The sequence below is a fragment of the Streptomyces sp. NBC_00637 genome (assembly GCF_045161545.1).
Classification (GTDB): domain Bacteria; phylum Actinomycetota; class Actinomycetes; order Streptomycetales; family Streptomycetaceae; genus Streptomyces.
Genome location: NZ_CP109046.1, coordinates 3,622,754 through 3,645,613 on the forward strand (window position 1 = coordinate 3,622,754; position 22,860 = coordinate 3,645,613).

The following is a 22,860-nucleotide window of genomic DNA, read 5'->3' on the forward strand; positions in this document are numbered from 1 at the left end:
CTCTTTCGGATCGTGGGTGGACACCTGGCCCGGCGGAGGAGCAGGTGACGACTCGAGAGTGCTGGGCGGCCACCGGCGGCCGCCACGGTCTCTGCCCAACTGACGGCCATCCGGGACGCGTTACGCGCTGACCTGCGCGGACACCATCCCCCGGGACGGCCCGGTGGGACGGCTGTGGCAGACGTCGGCATGCTCATGCAGAATGCGACGCAGCGGGGGGTCGCTGATCATGACCGCACCTGGGGGGAACATGCCGCGCCGCGAAGCTCTGCCCGCCGAACCGAACCCGCACGCACAGCAGTTGGCGGAGCAGTTACGCGCGCTGAAGGACCACGGCGAGCTGAGCATGCGGCAGCTGGCCGCGAGGACGGGGTACAGCCAGAAGTCGTGGGAGCGCTATCTGGGCGGCAGTTCGCTGCCGCCCCGGGCGGCCGTGGCGGCGCTGGCCCGGATCCGCGGCGCCGATCCGGTCCGGCTGCTCGCGCTGCACGAAGTCGCCGCCGGCACCTGGAACAACAGCCGCACCTCCACACCCGCACCCGCACCTTCGCCGTCGCCCGCCGAGGCGCCGGAGTCGGCCGCGTCGCCGGAGTCGGCCGCGTCGCCGGAGTCGGCCGCGTCGCCGGAGTCGGCCGAGTCCGACGTACTGGTGGCGTCGGGAACCTCGGCGGCGGGAGCCGGAATCGGGCCGGCCGCCGGGCGTTCGCTGCGCATCGCGCTCGGGGCGGGAGCGGTCGCCCTGGTGCTGGCCGTCTCCTCGACCGTCCTGCTGGCCCTGCGTCTCGACGCCCACGAGGACGGACCGGCGGTGGCCTCCCCCGTCCCGGCCGCCGTCACGACCTCCGCACCGGCTCCCGTGTACACGTGCAGGATCCAGCGGGTCGACGGCCTCTGGTACGCGGGCATCAGCCGCACCCCGGACGCCGAAGTCGCCTACGGCAGCACCGGCCCCGGCGTGGCCGAGGCGCAGTGCCTGCTGCGCCGGGCGGGCATCTCGCCGGGTGGCATCGACGGGATGTTCGGTCCCCTGACGCAACGTGCGGTCAAGGCCCTGCAGAAGCGGTCCGGCCTGGTCCCGGACGGCATGGTCGGACCGCTCACCTGGAAGGCCCTGCGAGGATGAGGCAGCCGGCGCCGTCACCCGGCGGCGAGCGGCTGGCGGCGGCGCTGAGGGAGTCGAGGCGACGCACCGGCCTCAGCCTGGCGGCCCTCGCGGCCAAGACCGCGTACAGCAAGTCGTCCTGGGAGCGCTATCTCAACGGCAGGACGCTGCCGCCCCGCCCGGCGGTGGAGGAGCTGTGCCGCCTCGCCGGGGAACCGGACGGACGGTGTCTGGCGCTGTGGGAGATCGCGAAGTCGGAGAACAGCGGGCCGAAGGAGCCGGCACGGCCCCACCGCACCGCCCCGCCACCCCTGGTTCCCGAACCCTCGCCTGCGCCTGGCCCCGCCCTCGCGCCCGCGCCCCCGTCGGAGCCCGCCCCTGAGGCGTTCCCCCCGTCCGGCCATCGGGGGGTGACGGCCGTGGCGGTCCTCGCCACGGTGTCCGCCCTGGTGTTCGGGGCGGTCGTCCTCACCCTTCTCCTCCTCCCCCACCCGGACGAGGGGGCACGGCCGTCGGCGTCGGCGCCCGCGTCCGCCACCGGCCCGACCTGCCGGGACACCGCCTGCGAGGGCAAGGACCCGGCGGTCACGAAATGCGGCGCCGAGCCCGCAACCCTGTCGGAGCACCTCAGTTCCACGGGTGCCTCGATCCAACTGCGGTACAGCAGGGTGTGCGGAACCAGCTGGGTACGCATGTGGGGCGCGCGGATCGGCGACGGGGTCGAACTGCGGGGCCGCGTCGTCCGAGTGAGGAACCGTGCCGAGGCGGACACCTACATCCACACCCCGATGACGGCGACCCGTCCGGGAACCGTCGTCCGGGCCTGCTTCCTGCCCGCGCAGGCCGGCGGCGGCCAGGAGTGCTTCGAGGCCCGGGTGGACTGACCGGCGGCCCGGCCGGAACCGACTCCTCGCACCCACGCGTCCCACCCCTCGACGACCTGATAGCGCAAGGGCGAACACACGGGCGAGGAGCAGCGGTTGGGCGGCGCGGACGACCCCTCGATCGGCGACGCCCTGATCGGCTTCCTGCTGATCGGAGGCGCCGGAGTGGTCATCCCGGCCGTCGTCGTCCTCCCGCTCGTCGGCCTGGGCATCTGGCTGACGCACCTCTGGCGCCGCCGACGCGCGAGACACTCCGCCTGACGGCCGTCGTGGACCGGACGGGTCGCACCGCCCCGGGCCACTGTCAGTGCCTGCCTTTACAGTCACCGGCATGGCGACTCTTCCCAATCCGCTCCCCAAGCTGGCCTCCGATCCCAGCGGCCGCTCCCTCGGCCTCCAGCTCCCGCCGGGCCGGCTGATCGACACGACCGACGAGGGCGTGTGGCACGAGCCGTTGCTGTGGCACGCGGAACAGTCCGCCTCCTCCGGCAACTGGACGGCTCTGGGCGCGACGGCGGGACGGGCCGGGCTGGTTCCCGTCCTGGTCGACCTCGGCGGGTCCCGAGGCGGCCCGTCGGGATGGGAGTTGATGCCCGCCGAGGTGTCGTATCCCGGGGATCACGACGCGGAGGAGGTCCTCGCGGAGTACTGGGAGGAGTGCGCGGCGGACGGCGAGGAGTGGCCGGGTCTCGCCGCGCCCGGCACCCTGACGGCGGATCCGGACGCACGCGCCGCGCAGATCGCCGACATCCTCGCGGAGCAGGGGGCTTCCTGGTTCGGGTCGCCGCATGTCGCGCTGGTGCCCGCCCGCCGCAGCGCGGACGTCCCGGCGGCCGTCGGCTGGTCGGGCCCGGTCAACCACGAGAACGACACCGCGCGGCTGTGCGCCGTCCTGCGCTCCTGGGAGGACCGCTTCGGCATACGGGTCGTCGGCCTCGGTTTCGACATCCTGGCCGTGTCCGTCGCGGCCCCGCCCGGCACCCTGGCGGAGGCGGAGCGGATCGCCGCCGAGCACTTCGCGTTCTGCCCGGACAACGTCCTCCAGGGCCCGGGCACCCTGGAGGCCTACGCCCGGCAGCTCGTCGGCGAGCCCACCTGGACCTTCTGGTGGGACTGATCCGCGCTACCCCGTGAGCCCCCGCCCCAGCCGGCGCAGCCCCTCCCCGATCTCCTCGGGAGTCTGCGTCACGAAGCACAGGCGCAGGGTCGAGTGGTCGGGTTCACCGGCGTAGAAGGGAGCGCCGGGGACGTACGCCACGTCCTGGGCGACGACCTGCGGGAGGAGGGCCGTGGTGTCGTAGCGCTCGGGAAGGCGGACCCAGAGGAACATGCCGCCCTCGGGACGGGTCCACACCGACCCCGCCGGCAGCGCGTCCGCGAGGCCCGCGAGCATGGCGTCCCGGCGCTCCCGGTACACGGCGGCGACCCGGGCCACGTGCGCGTCCAGATCGAAAGCGGTCAGATACCGTGCCGCGGCGAGCTGGTTGACGGTCGGGGTGTGCAGGTCGGCGGCCTGCTTGGCGACGGCGCAGGCCCGGCGCAGGTCGGCCGGCGCGCGCAGCCAGCCCAGCCGGATGCCGGGTGCCATGACCTTGGAGAAGGACCCGAGGAGGACCGTACGGTCGCGGGCGTCGGGGTGGGCGGCGATCCAGGGGACGCGCTCGCCGTCGTAGCGGAGTTCGCCGTAGGGGTCGTCCTCGACGATCCACAGACCGTGCCGGGCGGCGACGGCGGCGACCGCGGCACGGCGCTCGGCGGGCAGCGTGCGGCCGGTGGGGTTCTGGAAGGTGGGGACGGTGTAGAGGAGCTTGGGCCGTTCACGGACCACCAGGTCGGCGAGCGCCTCGGGGTCCGGGCCGTCCGCGTCGCCGGGCACCGCGACGATCCTCGCGCCCGCCAGGCCGAAGACCTGAAGGGCGGCCAGGTAGCAGGGTGCCTCGACGAGCACCGTGTCACCGGGGTCGAGGAGAGCGGTCGCCAGCAGGGAAAGGGCCTGCTGGGAACCCGTGGTGACGAGGAGGTCCTCGGCGGTCGTGGGCAGCCCGCGTGCCGCCGTCCGGGCCGCCAGCCGCTCACGCAGGACCGGCTCACCCTCGGTCGTGGCGTACTGCAGTGCCCGGGCCGGGGCCTCCTCCAGCGCGTACCGGAACGCGGCGGCCACACCCTCGCGGTCGAACAACTCGGGCGCGGGCAGACCGCCCGCGAAGTTGATCACTTCGGGGCGGGCGGTGACGGCGAGGATGTCCCGCACGGGCGAACCACCGACCGACCGGACCCGGGCGGCCAACGAGGGCACGGATGCGGGAACGGGGGCGGCAACCGGGACATGAGCGGCGGCGTGCGCGGGGAGGGGGACGGAGGCGTGAAGGGAGTCGGGGGCGGGGGCTTCGGGCGACTCGGCTGCGACAGTCATGCCCGCACCCTAGAGAGATGCATGCTGCCTACACACGGGTTTCTGCCATGTGGACGGCGGCGCGCGGTCCGCCGGGTGGTCGTCCCGCCGCCGAGGAACACGTCGTAGACACGGGCGGGGTGTGCCCGGGTGGAGCCGATCCCCGCGGACTCTGCGGACGAGGCGCCCTCCCTGGGCAGTCGGGCGTCCCGGATCCCGTCCCGTCGGGACACCGTCATCGCAGGTCGGACGGCATGGGACCGGACCGGCGTCCCGACTTGCGCGACGGATGTGGAAGGTCGGAGGCCGTACGACTCAGGCTTGCCCCATGCCCACACGCCCCACTCCCCCCACCCGACGCCGCGTCCGACTGCTCGCCGTCGGACTGACCGCCGCCGCGGCGCTCGCCCTCACCGCGTGCCACGACGGTCAGGGCCTGCGCGACGAGGGCCCGTCGGGCGCCGGCACCCCGACGGGGACCGGCACCCGGACCGGGACCGAGACCGGAGCCGGCACCCCGACGGGACCCCGCGCCTACGGCGTCGGCGAGGCTCCCGCCCGCCCCCACGCGGAACCGCCGAGCGGGAACTCGTAGTCGGGCCGCCCGTTCTCACCGCTCGTGCGGAACGGCCTGCCCTCGTCGTCGATCGTCAGCGTGCCGTGTCGTGAACCGCTGGACCAGGACAGCTCCAGGTACCAGCGCACGTCGTACGCCGAGGCGTCGGCGGTGACGTAGTAGACCTCCGGGTCGGACTCGCTCACCTTGAACGGGAAGTCGCGATGTCCCGCCTCGGGCACCAGGGCCGGACGCTCCGCGTCGAGGGCGACGGAGAACGCGCGCGTCGGCACACCCCCGCCGCAGCCGACGCCCGGGTAGCCCATGGCGTAGTCGTTCCAGGCGAGCGGCGCGCCCTTGGCGACGGTCCGCACCGTCAGGCCGTCCACGACGACGGTCTCCTCGCCGGTCCCCTGCACGGTGAGCTCCAGAAACTGCTCGCCCGCCGACACGGCATGGTGCCGGGCCACCCACGCGGGCGCGTCCTCCTCGACGGGCGGCGGCGCGACCCGGCCCGGCCCCTGCTCGATCAGATAGCGCTGGCTGCAGGGGCTTTCCCAGGCGTACGGCCGGGTGGTCACCGTCAGCGGGACGGTGTCGTCGGCTCCCGCACCCGGCGCCGTCGAGGAACCGGCGGTGGCGGAGCCCGACGGGGAGGCGGATCCCGAGACCGGGGCCGAGGCGGACGACGACCCGGAACCGGACGGCGAGGCGGACGGCGACGATGTCCTCCCCGTGCCCCGCCCCTGCACGGACGGCGCGGCCCCCGCCGCACCGACACCGTCCCCCTCGCCGGATCCCCCGGATCCGCCGGACGGCAGGGTCAGGGCGAGCGCCAGGGCCACCGAACCGAGGGCCGCCACCGCCCCGGCCCCGGCGAGGGCCAGGGAACGGCGGGTGGGACGGGTCCGCTCGTCCCCCACGACCTCGACGACCGCTTCGCCGACCCCGGCGTCCGCGACCTCGGCGTCCGCGACCCCGGGGTCCGCGACCCCGGTGACCCCGACCGCCGCCCCCGCGACGGCGTCCGCCTCGGCCGTACTCGCCTTCCTCCCCCGCACCGCGTCCGCCAGCACCCATCGCCGGTGCAGCTCGACGAGCTCCTGGGGCGACGCCTTGCAGAGCCGCGCCAGCCGCTCCACGGGCGCGTAGTCGGTGGGGACGGCGTCCCCGTTGCAGTAGCGGTGCAGCGTCGACGTACTCATGTGGAGCCGTTTCGCGAGCATTCCGTAGCTCAGCCCGGAGCGCTCCTTCAACTCCCGCAGCAGCTCGGCGAACTCGGTCGCAGACACCGTTCCTCCACTCCCCATGTCCCATCCCCGCGTTCCAGGGACGGTCCGTTTCCCCAGGTCAGACCCATTGCCGGCGTTCCAGCGTCCCTGATGGCCCGCCGGACGTGGCGGCCGGGACGGATCCCCCCACAAGCTTTGGCCATCCAAGCACGCCGCTTCAACACGGCATTCCGGAAGAGGACTTCACGATGCGTATCCGCCGCACCAGCCACCTGCTCGCCCTCACCGCCCTGACCGCCCTCGCGCTCACGGCCTGCGAGAACGGGACGGGCGTGAAGGACGAGGGCGCGTCGCACCCGGCGTCGTCGACGGCCACGGCGGCACAGCCCACCCCCGGCACGGACGAGAGCACGGGAACCGGCACCGGCACCGCCCCGGCGAAGGACACGACGGGCTCGACCGGCTCGTCCGGCGACACGGGCAGCACCTCGGGCGGCAAGACGGCCGGCACCACGGGCGGCGGGACGACGGGCGGCAAGGCCGACGACACCGCCTCCGACGCCCGCGTCCTCTGCAACGGCTCGAACACCGAGGTCACCGCACAGCCGGTGGCCCGCCCGCTCAACCACATGCTGATCACGGTGACCAACACCGGCGGCAAGATCTGCGATCTGACCTACTACCCGGTCGTGCGCTTCGACGAGATGCAGTGGGTGCCGCAGGCCGCCAAGGAGACGCAGCCGCAGGCGGTGACGACCCTCGCGCCCGGCGAGTCCGGCTACGCGGGCGTCCTGCTGTCCGCCGCCGACGGCAGCGGAGACGGCGGACAGACCGCCGAGAAGCTGACGATCGCCTTCCAGGGCTACACCCCGAACAGCGAAGGCGGCGCCTCCGCGACGCCGCCGCTGCCCGCCAAGGGCGTCTACTACGACAGCTCCCTCGCGGTGACCTTCTGGCAGCAGGACATGGACGACGCTCTGTCCTGGTGAAAGCGGAGGAACAGGCGGACGAACTACCGGAGCTTCTGGGCCACTTCGGTGGCCCAGTAGGTGAGGATGTTCCGCGCTCCGGCGCGCTTGACACCGGTCAGCGTCTCGAGGATGGCCCGGTCACGGTCGATCCAGCCCTTCTCGGCTGCGGCCTCGACCATCGAGTACTCGCCGGAGATCTGGTAGGCGACGACCGGCACGTCCACGGCGTCGGCGACCCGGGCCAGGACGTCGAGGTAGGGGCCGGCCGGCTTCACCATGACCATGTCGGCGCCCTCCTCCAGGTCCAGCGCCAGCTCGCGCATCGACTCGCGGAGGTTCGCCGGATCCTGCTGGTAGGTCTTGCGGTCGCCCTTCAGGGACGAGCCCACGGCCTCCCGGAAGGGCCCGTAGAAGGCGGAGGCGTACTTGGCGGTGTACGCGAGGATCGCCACGTCCTCCCGGCCGATCTGGTCGAGGGCGTCGCGGATGACGCCGATCTGGCCGTCCATCATCCCGCTGGGCCCGACGACGTGGGCGCCCGCGTCGGCCTGGACCTGCGCCATCTCGGCGTACCGCTCCAGGGTGGCGTCGTTGTCGACGCGCCCCTGCTCGTCCAGGACCCCGCAGTGCCCGTGATCGATCGTCTCGTCCAGGCACACGTCGGACATGACGAGCAGGTCGTCCCCGACCTCGGCCCGCACGTCCCGGAGGGCGACCTGGAGGATCCCGTCCGGGTCGGTCCCGGGCGTGCCGAGCGCGTCCTTCTTGGACTCCTCCGGCACCCCGAAGAGCATGATCCCGGAGACCCCCGCCTCGACGGCCTCCAGCGCTGCCTTCTTCAGGCTGTCGCGCGTGTGCTGCACGACCCCGGGCATGGCCTGGATCGGCACCGGCTCGCTCACGCCCTCCCGCACGAACGCGGGCAGGATGAGGTCGGCCGGGTGCAGCCGGGTCTCCGCGACCATGCGCCGCATGACCGGGGTGGTGCGCAGCCGCCGGGGACGCGTACCGGGGAAGGATCCGTACTTCGTCATGGCTTCTACGCTACGCCCGGCCCGGGGGCACCTTTGCCGACGCCCCGTCGGCCCGCGGGAGCCACCCCCCCCCCGACTTGTTCGCCCTCTCCGGCGTGCGCGGCCCGGTGCTGCGCCCCGGCGACGACGGGTACGACGCCGAGGTCGCCGCGTTCAGCCTCGCGGCCCGGCACACCCCCGACATCGTCGTGGGCGCGATCGACGCCGACGACGTCGGGACGGCCATGCGCGGGGCCGCCGCCACCGGCACTCCCGCCGCCGTCCAGGCCACCGGACACGGCGCCGACTTCCCGGTGGACGGCGGCCTGTTGATCAACACCGCCCGGATGACCGACGTGTCGATCGACGTCGGGGCACGCACCGCGACCGTCGGCGCCGGTGTGAAGTGGCGGCTGCCGCTGGAGGCCTCGGTCCCGCACGGCCTCGCCGCGCTCAACGGCTCCGCCGATCATCCCGGAGCCGATGCGCGGCCGTTTCCTCGCCCGCGTCGCGGTCGCCTGGACCGGCGACCCGGCCGAGGCGGAACCCCTGCTTGCGCCGCTGCGCGCGGCCGCGCCGGTCGAGTTCGACACGGTGGCCGAACTGGACTACCGCGGGGTCGACGAGATCTACCAGGACCCGCAGGACCCCATCCCCGCACGCGAGAGCTGCGCCCTGCTGCGCGAGCCGACCCCCGCGGCCGTGGACACCCTGCTCCGGCAGGCGGGCCCGGACGCCGGCCGCGACCACCCGCTCCTGATGGTCGAGCCGCGGCACATGGGCGGCGCGCCGGCCGAACCGGCCGCCGTCGAGGACGCGGTCTGCGCCCGCGACGCGGCGTTCCTGCTGGAGTCGGTCGGCGTCCTGGCCGGCCCGGAGGCCGCCGCCGCGGTGGAGGCGGCCACGGCCGCCCTGTACACCGGATGACTCGGTACGGCACGGGCCGCACGATGGTCAACCTGCACGGCACCCCGGGCGACTAGGCCGACCGCGCCCGCGCGTGGACCCCGGAGGTCCACGACCGTCTACGTGCCCTGAAGTCGGGTTACGACCCCCGGAACCTGCTGCGTCACGGCCACCCGGTGACCGCCCCCACCGGCCTGTCCGGCGGGTGAGGACGAGGCCCCTCTTCCGGAGGGAAACGAGGCCCTGGGGGCGGTACGGCCCCCAGGGACACCCACGTCTCGCCGCTCAGGTGGCCCGTCGCCGCCGCGCGCCCGGGCGCCGCTCGCTCGGCCGGCTGACCGGGTCGCCGGCCTCCTGGGCCGCGGCCCGCCGGCGCAGTCCGAAGTCGGCCAGTGCCTCGGCCAGCTTGAGCGCCGACGGCTCGGGCGCCATGACGTCGACCCGGAGCCCGTGTTCCTCGGCCGTCTTGGCCGTGGCGGGACCGATGCAGGCGATGACCGTCACGTTGTGCGGCTTGCCCGCGATGCCCACCAGGTTCCGCACGGTGGACGACGAGGTGAAGAGCACGGCGTCGAACCCGCCGCCCTTGATGGCCTCCCGCGTCTCCGCCGGCGGCGGCGAGGCCCGCACGGTCCGGTAGGCGGTGACGTCGTCGACCTCCCAGCCCAGCTCGATGAGCCCGGCGACCAGGGTCTCGGTGGCGATGTCGGCACGCGGCAGGAACACCCGGTCGATCGGGTCGAAGACCGGGTCGTAGGGCGGCCAGTCCTCGAGGAGCCCGGCGGCCGACTGCTCGCCGCTCGGTACGAGATCCGGCTTGACGCCGAAGGCGACCAGCGCCTTCGCCGTCTGCTCGCCCACGGCCGCGACCTTGATGCCCGCGAAGGCACGCGCGTCGAGCCCGTACTCCTCGAACTTCTCGCGTACCGCCTTGACGGCGTTCACCGAGGTGAAGGCGATCCACTCGTAGCGGCCCGTCACCAGGCCCTTGACCGCCCGCTCCATCTGCTGGGGGGTGCGCGGCGGCTCGACGGCGATCGTCGGCACCTCGTGCGGCACGGCCCCGTACGACCGCAGCCGGTCGGAGAGCGACACCGCCTGTTCCTTCGTCCGCGGCACGAGCACCTTCCAGCCGAACAGCGGCTTGGACTCGAACCACGACAGCTGGTCGCGCTGGGCGGGGGCGGAACGCTCACCGACCACGACTATGACCGGCCGGCCGCCCTCGGGCGAGGGCAGCACCTTGGCCTGCTTCAGCGTCTGCGCGATCGTGCCCAGGGTCGCCGTCCACGTCCGCTGCCGTGTCGTCGTACCGGCCACCGTGACCGTCATCGGCGTATCGGGCTTGCGCCCCGCCGACACCAGCTCGCCCGCGGCCGAGGCCACCGAGTCCAGGGTGGTCGACACGACGACCGTGCCGTCGGACGCCCCGACCTCGGTCCAGCACCGGTCCGAAGCCGTGCGCGCGTCGACGAACCGGACGTCGGCGCCCTGCGCGTCCCGCAGCGGCACACCGGCGTACGCGGGCACGCCGACGGCGGCCGCGACACCGGGTACGACCTCGAAGGGAACACCGGCCGCCGCGCACGCGAGCATTTCCGCCGCCGCGTACGTATCAAGTCCCGGGTCCCCGGTCACCGCACGGACGACCCGCCTGCCGCCCCGCGCGGCCTCCATGACAAGATGTGCGGCATCGCGCACAGCGGGTACCTCAGCGGTTGTTGACGTGCCGTCAACGATCGTCGGGAGGGGCGCGCCCGTGCCCGGAAGAGGGTCCGACGAAGGACCCGCTTCCGCGTTCACGACGGCGACGCCCGGCCTCGCGTGCGTCCGTACGACGTCGAGCACCTCGTGCTCGGCGACGAGGACGTCCGCGTGCGCAAGCGCCTCGACGGCGCGCAGAGTCAGTAGTCCCGGATCCCCGGGTCCGGCACCCAGGAAGGTGACGTGCCCGTGTTCAGGACCGGCGGCTGGCAGGGCGGTGGGGCTCACAGTGCTCGCTCCCCCATCAGACCGGCCGCGCCCTGGGCGAGCATCTCGGCTGCGAGTTCGCGACCGAGCGCCATTGCCCCGTCGTGCGTCTCGGGCACGGGACCGGTGGTGGACAGCTGCACCATGCGCGTGCCGTCGGTGGTGCCGACGACGCCACGCAGGCGCATTTCGTTGACAATCTGCCCGTCGGCCAGGAGGTCGGCCAGCGCGCCCACAGGGGCGGAGCAGCCGGCCTCCAGGGCGGCGAGCAGGGACCTTTCGGCGGTCACGGCGATCCGGGTGAACGAATCGTCGAGCTCACCGAGTGCGGCGATCAGTGACGCGTTGTCCGCGGCACACTCGATCGCCAGTGCTCCCTGGCCGGGAGCGGGCAGAACCGTGTCTATCGACAGGAAGTCGGTGACCTCGTCGATGCGGCCGATGCGGCTGAGGCCGGCCGCGGCCAGCACCACCGCGTCCAGCTCGCCGTCGTGCACGTACCCGATCCGCGTGTCGACGTTCCCGCGGATGGGCACGGTCACTATGTCCAGCCCGTGGCCGCGCGCGTACGCGTTCAGCTGCGCCATGCGGCGCGGCGAACCCGTACCGATGCGCGCCCCGCGCGGCAGGTCGGTGAACTTCAGCGCGTCCCGGGCGACGATCACGTCGCGGGGGTCCTCGCGCACCGGGACGGCGGCCAGGACGAGGTCCTCGGGCTGCGTGGTCGGCAGGTCCTTCAGCGAGTGAACCGCGAAGTCGACCTCGCCCTTGGCCAGCGCGTCGCGCAACGCGGTCACGAAGACTCCCGTGCCGCCGATCTGCGCGAGGTGCTCGCGGGACACATCGCCGTAGGTGGTGATCTCGACGAGCTCCACCGGCCGTCCGGTCACCTGGCGCACGGCGTCCGCGACCTGCCCGGACTGGGCCATGGCGAGTCTGCTTCGCCTCGTCCCCAGTCTCAGTGCCTTCGTACTCATGCCGCTCATGCCGGCCCTCGGCTCTCTGCGTTCTTCTCGGTGCTTTCCTCGGCCCGGGACACGGCGGCCACCGCCTCCGGATCGAGGTCGAACAGGGTCCTCAGCGCGTCCGCGTACCCGGCGCCGCCGGGCTCGGCGGCGAGCTGCTTGACCCGTACGGTCGGCGCGTGCAGCAGCTTGTCGACGACCCGCTTCACGGTCTGGGTGATCTCGGCGCGGTGCTTGTCGTCCAGGCCGGGGAGCCGCCCGTCGAGCCGGGCGATCTCCGTGGCGACGACGTCGGCGGCCATGGTGCGCAGGGCGACCACGGTCGGCGTGATGTGCGCGGCCCGCTGCGCGGCGCCGAAGGCGGCGACCTCGTCGGCGACGATCCGCCGCACCTGGTCGACATCGGCGGCCATCGGCGCGTCGGCCGACGCCTCGGCGAGCGACTCGATGTCCACCAGCCGCACGCCGGCCAGCCGGTGCGCGGCCGCGTCGACGTCCCGCGGCATCGCCAGGTCGAGCAGGAAGAGCACCGGCTCCGGCCGGACGAACGTGGCGACCGGCTCCGGCCGGCGGCGCTCGGGGATCCGGCCGAGGGCGGCGGCGGTCGCGGCGAGCGCGGTGATCAGCTCGGCGTCGGCCTCGGGGCTGCGGCGGGCGCCCGGCCGGCGGTCCACGGTCGCGTTGTCGACCCAGGCGGCGTGCTGCTCCAGGGTCGCCGCGTCCATGCCGGCGACGGCGGCCTCGCCCAGCACGGAGAACCCGGACTGCTGCACGGGGGCCTGCTGCACGGCGGCCAGGTCGAGGGGGCAGTTCTCGTCGGCGCCCACCGAGGTGGGCGGCAGCGGCCGTACGTCGGTCGGCGCGGCCTCCTCGCCGAAGGCGACGGGCGCCCCGGTGCGGTCCTCGACCGCCGCCGCGACCGCTTCCGCCGTCAGGACCAGGCCCGTCGCCCCGGTACAGGAGACGGCCACGTCGGCACGTGTCAGCTCGGCCGGCACCGATGCCATCGGGACCGCGCGGGCCGACACGTCCGTGTCCTCGGCCTCGGTCAGTATCTGGGCGAGCCGCTCGGCCCGGTCGGGGGTGCGGTTCGCCACGACGATCTCGGCGACCCCGGCACGCGCGAGTGTGGCGGCGGCCAGCGACGACATCGACCCGGCGCCGATGACCAGCGCCTTCTTGCCCCGCGCCCAGGTGGCCACGTCCCCGCCCGCGGCCAGCTGCTCCAGGCCGAAGGTGACCAGGGACTGCCCGGCGCGGTCGATGCCGGTCTCGGAGTGGGCGCGTTTGCCGACCCGCAGGGCCTGCTGGAACAGGTCGTTCAGCAGCCGGCCGGCGGTGTGCAGCTCCTGGGCCCGGGCCAGGGCGTCCTTGAGCTGGCCGAGGATCTGGCCCTCGCCGACGACCATGGAGTCCAGACCGCAGGCCACCGAGAAGAAGTGGTGGACGGCGCGGTCCTCGTAGTGCACGTACAGGTAGGGGGTGAGCTCCTCGAGCCCGACCCCGCTGTGCTGGGCGAGCAGCGTGGACAGCTCGGCGACACCGGCGTGGAACTTGTCCACGTCGGCGTACAGCTCGATCCGGTTGCAGGTGGCGAGGACCGCGGCCTCGGCGGCCGGTTCGGCGGCGACCGTGTCCTGGAGCAGCTTGAACTGGGCGTCCGTGGACAGCGAGGCCCGCTCCAGCACGCTGACCGGGGCGCTGCGGTGACTCAGCCCGACGACGAGGAGACTCATGCCGGCATCACGGCGGGTACGTCCCCGTCCGGTCCCTGGTCGGTGGAGGCGGCGCGCCCGGCGTGGGCCGCTGCGGCGCTCTCGTTCGCCGCGGCCTCCTCGCCGGCCTTGCGCTGCTCGTGGAAGGCGAGGATCTGGAGCTCGATGGAGAGATCGACCTTGCGCACGTCGACGCCGTCCGGAACCGTCAGCACGGTCGGCGCGAAGTTCAGGATGGACGTGACGCCGGCGGCCACGAGCCGGTCACAGACCTGCTGGGCGACGCCCGGCGGAGTGGTGATGACACCGATGGAGACGCCGTTGTCGGAGATGATCTTCTCCAGGCCGTCGCTGTGCTGGACGGAGATCCCGGCGACCTGCTTCCCGGCCATCGCGGGATCGGCGTCGATGAGCGCCGCCACCCGGAATCCGCGCGAGGCGAACCCGCCGTAGTTGGCCAGGGCCGCGCCGAGGTTACCGATGCCGACGATCACGACGGGCCAGTCCTGGGTGAGACCGAGCTCACGGGAGATCTGGTAGACGAGGTACTCGACGTCGTAGCCGACACCCCGCGTCCCGTAGGAACCCAGGTAGGAGAAGTCCTTGCGCAGCTTGGCGGAGTTGACCCCCGCCGCGGCGGCGAGCTCCTCGGAGGAGACCGTGGGGACCGAGCGCTCCGACAGTGCGGTCAGCGCGCGGAGGTACAGCGGAAGGCGGGCGACGGTGGCCTCGGGAATCCCTCGGCTACGGGTCGCCGGTCGGTGAGTTCGGCCAGTTGCCACGGTGCTCCTGCGGGTAGAGCGGGGCTGTAGGCGGTCACATGTACCCAGACCGCCCCGTCGACAGCAGGCTATGTCTTTGTGAACGCGTGCACAAAGATGGTGTCCGATTTGCCCGGCCAACGTGACCGGGGTCACGCGCGTCATTCCAGGGGGCAAAACCGCCACTCTCCTCGTGAATCCCGCCCCCGAGACAAAACCGCCATCGATCCTAAGCGACGTTCGGTACAGCCTTGTACTGATCGGTCAGTTCCTCACCCGGCCAGTTCTTTGCGCAGGCGACTCTCGTCCACCCGCCAGAAGGTGTGCTGCCTGCCGTCGACCAGCACGACGGGGATCTGCTCCCAGTACTGGTCGTACAGCTCACGGTCGTCGGCGATGTCCTTCTGCTCCCAGGACACGCCGAGTTCCCCGCAGACCTTCTCGATCACGCGCTCGGCGTCGTCGCACAGATGACAACCGGACTTACGGATGAGGGTGACCGATCGCTCGCCCGAAGCGGCCTTACGTCGAAAGAGGGGAGTCATACCGCCATTCTCCCGCTTCTTTAACGACGTGGTCGCGGAGAGTTCACACCCTCCGAACCTCTCGGCTCCGGAACCACCTAACCGACTGGCTATGCTCACGCCATGGCCGCTCTAGGATGGCTCACTCCCCGTAGGCGCTCCGCCACGGCGCGGAGCGTGTTGGCAGGCGAGGCCTCGGCGGAGGCAGCCCGCAAGTCCACCCAGGAGAACCTGGACTCCCAGGGGACCCTGACACCGCTGGACACCCCCGACCGGGAACCGCAGTTCCCGGTGCACGGCGACGCGATGGCCGCCGCCTTCTTCGACCTCGACAACACCGTGATGCAGGGCGCCGCGCTCTTCCACTTCGGCCGCGGCCTGTACAAACGCAAGTTCTTCGAGACCCGCGACCTGGCCCGCTTCGCCTGGCAGCAGGCGTGGTTCCGGCTGGCCGGCGTCGAGGACCCCGAGCACATGCAGGAGGCCCGCGACTCGGCGCTCTCCATCGTGCAGGGCCACCGGGTCGCCGAGCTGATGTCGATCGGCGAGGAGATCTACGACGAGTACATGGCCGAGCGCATCTGGCCGGGCACCCGGGCCCTCGCCCAGGCGCACCTGGACGCGGGCCAGAAGGTGTGGCTGGTCACGGCGGCCCCCGTGGAGATCGCCCAGGTGATCGCCCGCCGCCTCGGCCTGACCGGCGCGCTGGGCACGGTCGCGGAGTCCGTCGACGGCGTCTACACCGGCAAGCTGGTGGGCGAGCCGCTGCACGGCCCGGCGAAGGCGGAGGCGGTACGCGCGCTGGCGGCGGCGGAGAACCTGGACCTGTCCCGCTGCGCCGCCTACAGCGACTCGCACAACGACATCCCGATGCTCTCCCTCGTCGGCCACCCCTACGCCATCAATCCCGACGCCAAGCTGCGCAAGCACGCGCACACCCTCGACTGGCGGTTGCGCGACTACCGCACCGGCCGCAAGGCCGCGAAGGTCGGCATCCCGGCCGCGGCGGGCGTGGGTGCGGTGGCGGGCGGCACGGCGGCCGCGATCGCGCTGCACCGACGCCGGCGATGACGGCGACCGCGACCGGCAAGACCACCACGACCACGACTACGACTGCCGCGTAGCCGTCCCGACAGAGCGGCCGAGGCGTAACCGCCCGGCCGCTCTGTCGCGTTACCGGACAACACCCCACACCGGGCACCGAACCCGACCAATCCGACGGTCGTACCCCCGTAACCCTGCGTCCAGTCCTGTTGTCCGCGCACAGCCACAACACGCCCTGGACCGAGCCGAAACTCGAACCATTTCGATCACCAATCGATCACTCCAGGCGTGCCGATCGAGCGCCAATAGGCCACAGAAGCGACGTAATCGATGATTTGAGCAACTCGGTGTAGCAGGGCCTGCACGAAGCGTTATTCTCCTCAGACGCAATCCGGTACCCCTTCCGTCGCTACGACGGGTGAATGGTTCCGTACTGCACGTGATGCAAGCTCTGCCTCTGGGAGTCCCGTGTACCCACACGTCGGGGTTGACACCTCGGGCCTGGCTACGCTGCGCGCAACGGTCGCTACGGTCCATGACCTCTTGCGCGGCGTCGTCCCCACCGCGTACGCCGTCCCCGCCTTCGCCACCACCGCTCCGATCGGCCCGTGCTACGCACTGGCCGACGGGAGCGCCGCGGTGGGCAGACGAGGACGCTCGGCCGGCGCGGCCACCGCCCGTCGGCCGGCCGCCGACAGTGACAGCGCCCGCATGATGGACCTCGTCGAGCGCGCCCAAGCCGGCGAAGCCGACGCGTTCGGGCGCCTGTACGACCAGTACAGCGACACGGTCTACCGCTACATCTACTACCGGGTGGGCGGCAAGGCGACCGCCGAGGACCTCACCAGCGAGACGTTCCTGCGCGCTCTGCGCCGCATCGGGACGTTCACCTGGCAGGGCCGCGACTTCGGCGCCTGGCTCGTCACCATCGCCCGCAACCTGGTCGCCGACCACTTCAAGTCGAGCCGTTTCCGGCTCGAGGTCACGACCGGCGAGATGCTCGACGCCAACGAGGTCGAGCGCTCACCCGAGGACTCCGTCCTGGAGTCCCTCTCCAACGCCGCACTCCTGGACGCCGTGCGCCGGCTGAACCCACAGCAACAGGAGTGCGTGACGCTCCGGTTCCTGCAGGGTCTCTCCGTCGCCGAGACGGCACGCGTGATGGGCAAGAACGAGGGTGCCATCAAGACGCTCCAGTACCGGGCCGTCCGCACCCTCGCCCGTCTGCTGCCGGAAGACGCCCGCTGAACCCCTCCCCCGTCCACGACCGACGCCACACACTCCGTGACGCCAACTCACCTTCAGTGAAAGTACGTTGCCTTCCCGATCCGATCATCCGCAGTCCGTAACCCAAGTGCCGCGCCAGTCGTTGTGCGGGATACAGGCTCCCTGTGGTCACGTCCTGGCCGACCCCGATCACTCGATCGTGTGGATCCGGTTCAGGGCGTGCAACCGTCAGGACCCCAGGGGAGTCGACCGTCATGACGAGAGGAGGTGCCGCCAGTGATCGCGAACGTATCGGCGCACCGGCGGGTGAGCGCCTTCGCCCAGGCCCTGGAGGAGCAGTCGGACTGTTCCTCCCAGGGCACGGCGGCCGAGCAGACCGAAGGATCACCGCCGGCGCCGGCCGCTGCGGACCAGACTGGGCAGGGCCGTCTTCTGGCCCTCGCCACGAGTCTCGCCGAGCTGCCCAAACCGGAGCTCGATCCCGAGGTCAAGGTCGTCCAGCGGGCCCAGTTGGTCGCCGCTATGGAGGCCATGCTGCAAGCGGGCACCGCGGGAGGCGAAACGGCGGACCCTTCGGTGCCGGAGCAACGCTCCCACCGGGCCAGGGGCACTCACCGGGCCAGTCCCCTGGGCAAGTTCCGACCGCGTTCCCGCCTCGCCAAGGGCCTCACCGCGGGCGGCCTCAGCGTCGGCGTCGCGGCGGGCGCCTTCGGCGGAGTAGCGGCCGCGAGTTCCGACGCCCTCCCGGGTGACGGGCTCTACGGACTGAAACGCGGCATCGAGGACTTCAAGCTCAACTACCTGGCCGACGGCGACGACGAACGCGGTCGGACCTATCTCGACCAGGCTTCCACCCGGCTCAGCGAGGCCCGTCGGCTCATGGAACGGGGTCGCAGCGGCGATCTCGACCACGAGTCCCTCGGTGAGATCCGACGCGCCCTGAACGGCATGCAGCACGACGCGTCGGAAGGCCACCGGCTCCTCCACGAGGCGTACGAACGCGACCCGAACTCCCTGGGCCCCATCCAGGCCCTCGACGCGTTCTCCCGCTCGCACCGCGAGGTCTGGGGCGCCCTGCGCGACCGCCTGCCGGTCCAGCTCGGCGACGTCAGTCAGCAGGTCTCGTCGGTCTTCGAGGCCATAGACGAAGAGGTCGCCCCGCTCCAGTCCCTCCTCCCGCGGTCGCCCGCCCCGGGCGGCGGCGGCACCCGTGAGGGGTCCGGCCCGGCGTCCACCGGCTCCTCGGACACCGGCCGCCACGCGACCACCCCGGGCACCGGCCACGACCCGACCGACGGGCCCGGCGCCGACACCGGAAGCCCGAGCAAGTCGTCCACCTCGGGCACCACCGACGACGGCCTGCTCGGCGGCAACACCGGCGGCCTTCTGGATCCCCCGAAGGAAACCGGCGGCACCGCCCCGACCACCATCGTCCCCAGCACCCAGCCGGACGTCACCCTCCCACCCCTCCTCCCCGGCCTGCTCCCGGGCCTGGGCATCGACAGCGAGGACGCGGAGTAGCCCCACCTGCACGGCTGTGGGGGCGCCCCTCTCAAAAAGAGGGGCGCCCCCACAGCCGTACCAAAAACAACACCGTCAAAATCAGACCGCCGCCCCCCACACGAGCGGAGCCCCGACCCGCGGCCCACCACCACTTGGCGCACGGCTACTCAGCCACTCGGCTAGAAGAACACCGACCGCCGCTGCACCAGCAGCTTGTACAGCGTGTGCTGGATCTGCTCGCGCACCTGGTCCGTCAGGTTGAACATCAGCATGGGGTCCTCCGCCGCCTCCGGCGGGTAGCCGCTCGTCGGGATCGGCTCGCCGAACTGGATCGTCCACTTCGTCGGCAGGGGGATCCCGCCCAGCGGTCCCAGCCACGGGAAGGTCGGCGTCAGCGGGAAGTACGGGAAGCCGAGCACCCGCGCCAACGTCTTCGCGTTGCCGATCATCGGGTAGATCTCCTCGGCCCCGACGATCGAGCAGGGGATGATCGGGGCGCCCTGGCGCAGTGCCGTGGAGACGAAGCCGCCCCGGCCGAACCGCTGGAGCTTGTAGCGCTCGCTGAAGGGCTTCCCGATGCCCTTGAAGCCCTCCGGCATGACACCGACCAGCTCGCCCTGGCCGAGCAGCCGTTCGGCGTCCTCCGCGCAGGCGAGGGTGTGTCCGAGCTTGCGGGCCAGCTCGTTGACGACCGGCAGCACGAAGACGAGGTCGGCGGCCAGCAGCCGCAGGTGCCGGCCCGCCGGGTGGTGGTCGTGGACGGCGACCTGCATCATCAGGCCGTCCAACGGCAGCGTCCCGGAGTGGTTGGCGACGATGAGCGCGCCCCCCTCGGCGGGGATGTTCTCGACACCCTTCACCTCGACCCGGAAGTACTTCTCGTACAGCGGCCGCAGCAGGGACATCAGGACCTGGTCGGTCAGTTCCTCGTCGTAGCCGAAGTCGTCGACCTCGTAGTCGCCCGTGAGGCGCCGGCGCAGGAAGGACAGCCCGCCCGCGATCCGCCGTTCCAGACCGCTCGCGTCCTTGTCCAGCCGTTCCTCACCCGTCACAGGAACATCATCCTGCTCAGCCGCCCTGGTGGGCAGGGGCTGGACCTCACCGACCTCACCGACCTCGCCGATCTCCCGGACCGGCGCGGGCTCGCCGTTCCGACGCCGGCTCACCGCACCCCGGCGTCGGGGCGGCCGCGCTACGGCACTCCCCCTGGACCGGTCGTCGTCGAACGGAATGACCTTGGCATCCGCCATCGTTGATGCGCTCCTCAGTTGGCGCTCTGCGTCGGGAGGTTGACCGGGGGGTGGTCGCCGCCCGGCCGGGACAGCGCGGCGATCCGGTCGACGGCCCCGGCAACGGCCTCGGGCGGCAGGAGTCCGGGTCCGTGGCTGCGCGCGAAGTCCGCGAAGGTCTCCGCCGTGGTGTACCGCGGCAGGAACCCCAGCGTCTCGCGCATCTGGTCCGTGGACACGACCCGGCCGTGGGTGAGCAACCGGATCTGCTCGGGCGAGAAGTCCGTCATGCCCAGCGTACGCACCAGCGACCCCGCCCAGGTGACGGCAGGCAGCAGCAGGGGCACGGTGGGCCGTCCGAGCCGTCGCGAACACTGCGACAGCAACAGCGCCCCGTCCCCGGCGATGTTGAAGGTGCCGCTGTTGAGGGTGCCGCGCCGCGGTTCGTGCGAGGCGATCCGCAGCACCTCGATCACGTCGTCCTCGTGCACGAACTGCAGCCGGGGGTCGTAGCCGAGCACGGTGGGCAGCACGGGCAGCGAGAAGTACGAGGCGAGCGGCGTCTCGGCGGTCGGGCCCAGGATGTTGGCGAACCGCAGCACGCACACGGCGACATCGGGCCGCCGCCGGGCGAACCCGCGCACATACCCCTCGACCTCGACGGCGTCCTTGGCGAAGCCGCCGCTGGGCAGCGACTTGGCCGGCGTCGTCTCGGTGAACACGGCGGGATCACGCGGCGCGGATCCGTAGACGTTGGTGGAGGACTTGACCACCAGCCGCTTCACGTTCGGCGACTTCTGGCAGGCGCCGAGCAGCTGCATGGTGCCGATGACGTTGGTCTCCTTGACCGTGGTCCGGCTCCCGCGGCCCAGCGCGGTCGCCGTCACGTCCAGGTGGACGACGGTGTCGGCACCGGTCTCGGCGAGTACCCGCGCGATGGTGGGCTGCCGGATGTCGGCCTCGATGAAGTCGGCGCCCCCGAGATGGTGTTCCGGGCGCACCGCGTCCACGGCGATCACCCGGTCGACCTGTGGGTCACGCTGGATCCGTCGTACGAACCGGCCCCCCAGCTGACGGGCCACTCCGGTAACGAGCACGACCTTTCCCAAGATCAGCGCCTTCCTTCCGTCCTGGATCCGCCGGCTGCCCTGCCGGGTTCCCGTCTGCGGGCCAACCTAGCGTGTCGTTGTTGCGCTGTGATGACCGCCCGATGCACGAAGTGACGAGAACCCTTCGGTCATACGACCAGTTCAGCCATGGTGCACGTCCAGGCATCCGCACGGCGTTCAGCCGACCGTACGACACGGGGATATGCGTGTGGCCCCCCACCGATAACACGGTGGGGGGCCACACCACGCCTACGCGGCTCGCGTCGCGCGAAGTAAGTGCGTGCGCCTACTTCTGCTCGCGCCTACTTCTTGTTGCGACGCTGAACGCGCGTGCGCTTGAGCAGCTTGCGGTGCTTCTTCTTGGCCATCCGCTTGCGCCGCTTCTTGATAACAGAGCCCACGACTACCCTCGCTCACTTCTCATCACTCGGTGCTGGGCGCCATGGGCCCATACGACCTACAAGGGGCTAGCCTACCCGCCCGAGCGCTGAGGTCGTAATCGAGGGGCGGGAGGGACCCGAGTCGGTCCTGAGGCCGGGCCCCACCCCGGGCCTGTCCTGCCGGACAGGCCCCGACCGTCAGGCGGTTTCCACCCCCACGTAGCTCTCGCGGAGGTACTCGTGCACCGCTTGCTCGGGGACGCGGAAGGACCGCCCCACCCGGATCGCGGGCAGATGACCACTGTGCACCAAGCGGTACACGGTCATCTTCGACACTCGCATCACCGAGGCGACTTCCGCCACGGTAAGGAACTGAACCTCGTTCAGAGGCCTCTCGCCGGATGCACCCATGACACACCTGAACCTTCCGCACTCGACTCGACGGCCACCGGCTTCCCCTTCCGGTGACTCTTCGTCGTTGCGTGCTCACTCCCCAATGTAGGGGCGGGTGATGCGAGTGGGGAAGAGGTGCACCCATCAGCGGCCTACTGTGACAGACACGCTCGATTGAGTACGTAGCGGGTCAGCGGCCTGTAGTAAGCGGACCGCACGGCGTCATCAAGTGGAACGACGACGGAGACGACTCCCTCGGCCTCCCCCACGAACAGCGCGGGGTCGTCGGTGTCCGCCAGCCCGATGGCCTCGAACCCCAGCTGACCTGCCCCGCAGACCCATCCGTGGTCTCCGATGACCAACTCGGGCAGCGGCCCCCCGCCCTCGGCCGCCGCCGCCAGCGCGACCCGAACCGGGAGCGGTGAATGGCTGTGCGCACCGGTCGCACAACCGGCGCGTTCGGCCGTCGCCTCCCGGACGACCGCGACGCCCCGTACGTAGCCGAGGTGGTGTGTGCGTAGGCCGAACCGGGTCGTTATGTCGACACAGTGACCCTGCGCCGGGGTGAGAACTTCACATCCCGCCGCCGACAAAGCGTCCGCGACGGTGGCGTAGAACTCCAGCAGCCGATGCGGGTGCCCGGTGCCCAGCAGCACGGGCGCGCCACGCTGGGCGACCGAGGCGAGCCGCTCCGCGAAGGCGTCCAGCGCGACCAGCGTGCGCTCAGGATCGATCACATCATGCCCGGAAACGCAGCCGGGATCGGCCGAAACTCCACACTTGTCGGCCATCAACGCGATCAGATCCCGCTGCCCCCAACTCCGTTCGGGATCAAGCCCGATCAGCACCCGGGGATCACGAGCGGCGAAGAGCCGATAGCTCCGCAGACTCTCCTCCCGGGACGTGGCCACCGCCCCGGCCAGCCGCGCAGCCAGCAGATGCGCCCGAAGCTCCCCGGCACTCAACACAGAACCGATGCTGAC

23 protein-coding genes and 2 pseudogenes are annotated in these 22,860 nt (G+C 72.1%); 12 read left to right on the forward strand and 13 right to left on the reverse strand.

Going from position 1 to position 22,860, the window contains the following annotated elements; all coding sequences use genetic code 11:
- The first annotated feature begins 229 nt into the window (after window positions 1-229).
- The 4 genes from OG440_RS15700 (at window position 230) to OG440_RS15715 (ending at window position 3,103) form a co-directional block, all read left to right on the forward strand.
- Window positions 230-1,123 (forward strand): peptidoglycan-binding protein, encoded by an 894-nt coding sequence (locus tag OG440_RS15700; protein ID WP_406007447.1) that lies wholly within the window; start codon window positions 230-232, stop codon window positions 1,121-1,123.
- Window positions 1,120-1,986 carry a helix-turn-helix domain-containing protein gene (locus tag OG440_RS15705; protein WP_406007448.1) on the forward strand — a complete coding sequence of 289 codons (867 nt, stop codon included), beginning with the start codon at window positions 1,120-1,122 and terminating at the stop codon, window positions 1,984-1,986. Before OG440_RS15700 ends, OG440_RS15705 begins: the two co-directional genes overlap by 4 nt.
- 96 nt (window positions 1,987-2,082) lie before the next feature.
- The gene (locus OG440_RS15710; RefSeq protein ID WP_406007449.1) at window positions 2,083-2,247 is read left to right on the forward strand and encodes a hypothetical protein; all 165 of its coding nucleotides are present in this window, start codon (window positions 2,083-2,085) and stop codon (window positions 2,245-2,247) included.
- A 70-nt stretch (window positions 2,248-2,317) separates the two neighbouring features.
- A complete protein-coding gene (locus tag OG440_RS15715; protein WP_406007450.1) occupies window positions 2,318-3,103 on the forward strand; it encodes a DUF4253 domain-containing protein in 786 nt (261 codons plus the stop codon).
- Window positions 3,104-3,109: 6 nt separating this feature from the next.
- Here OG440_RS15715 and OG440_RS15720 read toward each other — a convergent pair whose 3' ends face one another.
- Entirely contained in the window at window positions 3,110-4,399 is a 1,290-nt protein-coding gene (locus OG440_RS15720) for a PLP-dependent aminotransferase family protein (RefSeq protein WP_406007451.1), read from the reverse strand.
- A 307-nt stretch (window positions 4,400-4,706) separates the two neighbouring features.
- On the opposite strand from OG440_RS15720, the gene OG440_RS15725 reads away from it, so the two are divergent.
- Window positions 4,707-4,973, forward strand: coding sequence for a hypothetical protein (locus OG440_RS15725; protein ID WP_406007452.1), 267 nt, complete (start codon window positions 4,707-4,709; stop codon window positions 4,971-4,973).
- Here OG440_RS15725 and OG440_RS15730 read toward each other — a convergent pair.
- The gene (locus OG440_RS15730; RefSeq protein ID WP_406007453.1) at window positions 4,913-6,226 is read right to left on the reverse strand and encodes a helix-turn-helix domain-containing protein; all 1,314 of its coding nucleotides are present in this window, start codon (window positions 6,224-6,226) and stop codon (window positions 4,913-4,915) included. The two genes, OG440_RS15725 and OG440_RS15730, sit on opposite strands and share 61 nt — an antisense overlap.
- A 188-nt stretch (window positions 6,227-6,414) precedes the next feature.
- Here OG440_RS15730 and OG440_RS15735 point away from each other — a divergent pair, with 188 nt between their 5' ends.
- Window positions 6,415-7,155, forward strand: coding sequence for a DUF4232 domain-containing protein (locus OG440_RS15735; protein ID WP_406007454.1), 741 nt, complete (start codon window positions 6,415-6,417; stop codon window positions 7,153-7,155).
- 23 nt (window positions 7,156-7,178) lie between these two features.
- Here the strand turns inward: OG440_RS15735 and hemB are convergent, their stop codons facing one another.
- Window positions 7,179-8,171: a porphobilinogen synthase gene (hemB, locus tag OG440_RS15740; protein ID WP_406007455.1), complete on the reverse strand. Its 993-nt coding sequence runs from the start codon at window positions 8,169-8,171 to the stop codon at window positions 7,179-7,181.
- 188 nt (window positions 8,172-8,359) lie between these two features.
- Here hemB and OG440_RS15745 point away from each other — a divergent pair.
- From OG440_RS15745 to OG440_RS15755, 3 genes and pseudogenes are all read left to right on the forward strand, one after another.
- Window positions 8,360-8,587: pseudogene (locus OG440_RS15745) on the forward strand (FAD-binding protein); the annotation flags it as partial.
- A 46-nt stretch (window positions 8,588-8,633) separates the two neighbouring features.
- The gene (locus tag OG440_RS15750; RefSeq protein ID WP_406011573.1) at window positions 8,634-9,077 is read left to right on the forward strand and encodes a hypothetical protein; all 444 of its coding nucleotides are present in this window, start codon (window positions 8,634-8,636) and stop codon (window positions 9,075-9,077) included.
- A gap of 83 nt (window positions 9,078-9,160) precedes the next feature.
- Window positions 9,161-9,265: pseudogene (locus tag OG440_RS15755) on the forward strand (BBE domain-containing protein); the annotation flags it as partial.
- Window positions 9,266-9,341: 76 nt separating this feature from the next.
- Here the strand turns inward: OG440_RS15755 and OG440_RS15760 are convergent.
- The 5 genes from OG440_RS15760 to OG440_RS15780 all read right to left on the reverse strand — a co-directional run bounded on the left by OG440_RS15760 (window position 9,342) and on the right by OG440_RS15780 (window position 15,013).
- On the reverse strand, window positions 9,342-11,048 hold the full coding sequence (locus tag OG440_RS15760) for a uroporphyrinogen-III synthase (protein WP_406007456.1): 1,707 nt from the start codon (window positions 11,046-11,048) through the stop codon (window positions 9,342-9,344).
- The gene (gene hemC / locus OG440_RS15765) at window positions 11,045-12,004 is read right to left on the reverse strand and encodes a hydroxymethylbilane synthase (protein WP_406007457.1); all 960 of its coding nucleotides are present in this window, start codon (window positions 12,002-12,004) and stop codon (window positions 11,045-11,047) included. The genes OG440_RS15760 and hemC overlap by 4 nt, the downstream gene beginning before the upstream one ends.
- 5 nt (window positions 12,005-12,009) lie before the next feature.
- The gene (locus tag OG440_RS15770; protein WP_406007458.1) at window positions 12,010-13,728 is read right to left on the reverse strand and encodes a glutamyl-tRNA reductase; all 1,719 of its coding nucleotides are present in this window, start codon (window positions 13,726-13,728) and stop codon (window positions 12,010-12,012) included.
- Window positions 13,725-14,489, reverse strand: a complete 765-nt coding sequence (locus tag OG440_RS15775; RefSeq protein WP_406007459.1) for a redox-sensing transcriptional repressor Rex — start codon at window positions 14,487-14,489, stop codon at window positions 13,725-13,727. The genes OG440_RS15770 and OG440_RS15775 overlap by 4 nt, the downstream gene beginning before the upstream one ends.
- 251 nt (window positions 14,490-14,740) lie before the next feature.
- Window positions 14,741-15,013: a glutaredoxin family protein gene (locus OG440_RS15780; protein ID WP_406007460.1), complete on the reverse strand. Its 273-nt coding sequence runs from the start codon at window positions 15,011-15,013 to the stop codon at window positions 14,741-14,743.
- 102 nt (window positions 15,014-15,115) lie between these two features.
- On the opposite strand from OG440_RS15780, the gene OG440_RS15785 reads away from it, so the two are divergent.
- The 3 genes from OG440_RS15785 (at window position 15,116) to OG440_RS15795 (ending at window position 18,784) form a co-directional block, all read left to right on the forward strand.
- Entirely contained in the window at window positions 15,116-16,063 is a 948-nt protein-coding gene (locus OG440_RS15785; RefSeq protein WP_406007461.1) for an HAD family hydrolase, read from the forward strand.
- Between the two features lie 441 nt (window positions 16,064-16,504).
- Window positions 16,505-17,284: an ECF subfamily RNA polymerase sigma factor, BldN family gene (locus OG440_RS15790; RefSeq protein ID WP_406007462.1), complete on the forward strand. Its 780-nt coding sequence runs from the start codon at window positions 16,505-16,507 to the stop codon at window positions 17,282-17,284.
- A 255-nt stretch (window positions 17,285-17,539) separates the two neighbouring features.
- On the forward strand, window positions 17,540-18,784 hold the full coding sequence (locus OG440_RS15795; RefSeq protein WP_406007463.1) for a DUF5667 domain-containing protein: 1,245 nt from the start codon (window positions 17,540-17,542) through the stop codon (window positions 18,782-18,784).
- A 161-nt stretch (window positions 18,785-18,945) separates the two neighbouring features.
- On the opposite strand, the gene OG440_RS15800 is transcribed toward OG440_RS15795, so the two are convergent.
- The 5 genes from OG440_RS15800 to OG440_RS15820 form a co-directional block, all read right to left on the reverse strand.
- Window positions 18,946-20,016 (reverse strand): lysophospholipid acyltransferase family protein, encoded by a 1,071-nt coding sequence (locus OG440_RS15800; protein WP_406007464.1) that lies wholly within the window; start codon window positions 20,014-20,016, stop codon window positions 18,946-18,948.
- A gap of 14 nt (window positions 20,017-20,030) precedes the next feature.
- Window positions 20,031-21,104, reverse strand: a complete 1,074-nt coding sequence (locus OG440_RS15805; RefSeq protein WP_406007465.1) for an NAD-dependent epimerase/dehydratase family protein — start codon at window positions 21,102-21,104, stop codon at window positions 20,031-20,033.
- A gap of 302 nt (window positions 21,105-21,406) precedes the next feature.
- Window positions 21,407-21,505, reverse strand: a complete 99-nt coding sequence (locus tag OG440_RS15810) for a 30S ribosomal protein bS22 (protein WP_003948845.1) — start codon at window positions 21,503-21,505, stop codon at window positions 21,407-21,409.
- 177 nt (window positions 21,506-21,682) lie between these two features.
- Window positions 21,683-21,895: a helix-turn-helix domain-containing protein gene (locus tag OG440_RS15815; protein ID WP_406007466.1), complete on the reverse strand. Its 213-nt coding sequence runs from the start codon at window positions 21,893-21,895 to the stop codon at window positions 21,683-21,685.
- A gap of 134 nt (window positions 21,896-22,029) precedes the next feature.
- Window positions 22,030-22,845: a phosphatase gene (locus OG440_RS15820; protein ID WP_406011369.1), complete on the reverse strand. Its 816-nt coding sequence runs from the start codon at window positions 22,843-22,845 to the stop codon at window positions 22,030-22,032.
- Window positions 22,846-22,860: the final 15 nt, after the last annotated feature.

Bases quoted from the DNA above. Each gene is read 5' to 3' on its own strand.
- OG440_RS15700 (WP_406007447.1), top strand. From the start codon at position 230: ATGACCGCACCTGGGGGGAACATGCCGCGCCGCGAAGCTCTGCCCGCC.
- OG440_RS15720 (WP_406007451.1), bottom strand. From the start codon at position 4,399: ATGACTGTCGCAGCCGAGTCGCCCGAAGCCCCCGCCCCCGACTCCCTT.
- OG440_RS15750 (WP_406011573.1), top strand. From the start codon at position 8,634: ATGCGCGGCCGTTTCCTCGCCCGCGTCGCGGTCGCCTGGACCGGCGAC.
- OG440_RS15735 (WP_406007454.1), top strand. From the start codon at position 6,415: ATGCGTATCCGCCGCACCAGCCACCTGCTCGCCCTCACCGCCCTGACC.
- OG440_RS15800 (WP_406007464.1), bottom strand. From the start codon at position 20,016: ATGGCGGATGCCAAGGTCATTCCGTTCGACGACGACCGGTCCAGGGGG.
- OG440_RS15725 (WP_406007452.1), top strand. From the start codon at position 4,707: ATGCCCACACGCCCCACTCCCCCCACCCGACGCCGCGTCCGACTGCTC.
- hemC (WP_406007457.1), bottom strand. From the start codon at position 12,004: ATGAGTACGAAGGCACTGAGACTGGGGACGAGGCGAAGCAGACTCGCC.
- OG440_RS15815 (WP_406007466.1), bottom strand. From the start codon at position 21,895: ATGGGTGCATCCGGCGAGAGGCCTCTGAACGAGGTTCAGTTCCTTACC.
- OG440_RS15705 (WP_406007448.1), top strand. From the start codon at position 1,120: ATGAGGCAGCCGGCGCCGTCACCCGGCGGCGAGCGGCTGGCGGCGGCG.
- OG440_RS15780 (WP_406007460.1), bottom strand. From the start codon at position 15,013: ATGACTCCCCTCTTTCGACGTAAGGCCGCTTCGGGCGAGCGATCGGTC.
- OG440_RS15770 (WP_406007458.1), bottom strand. From the start codon at position 13,728: ATGAGTCTCCTCGTCGTCGGGCTGAGTCACCGCAGCGCCCCGGTCAGC.
- OG440_RS15715 (WP_406007450.1), top strand. From the start codon at position 2,318: ATGGCGACTCTTCCCAATCCGCTCCCCAAGCTGGCCTCCGATCCCAGC.
- OG440_RS15785 (WP_406007461.1), top strand. From the start codon at position 15,116: ATGGCCGCTCTAGGATGGCTCACTCCCCGTAGGCGCTCCGCCACGGCG.
- hemB (WP_406007455.1), bottom strand. From the start codon at position 8,171: ATGACGAAGTACGGATCCTTCCCCGGTACGCGTCCCCGGCGGCTGCGC.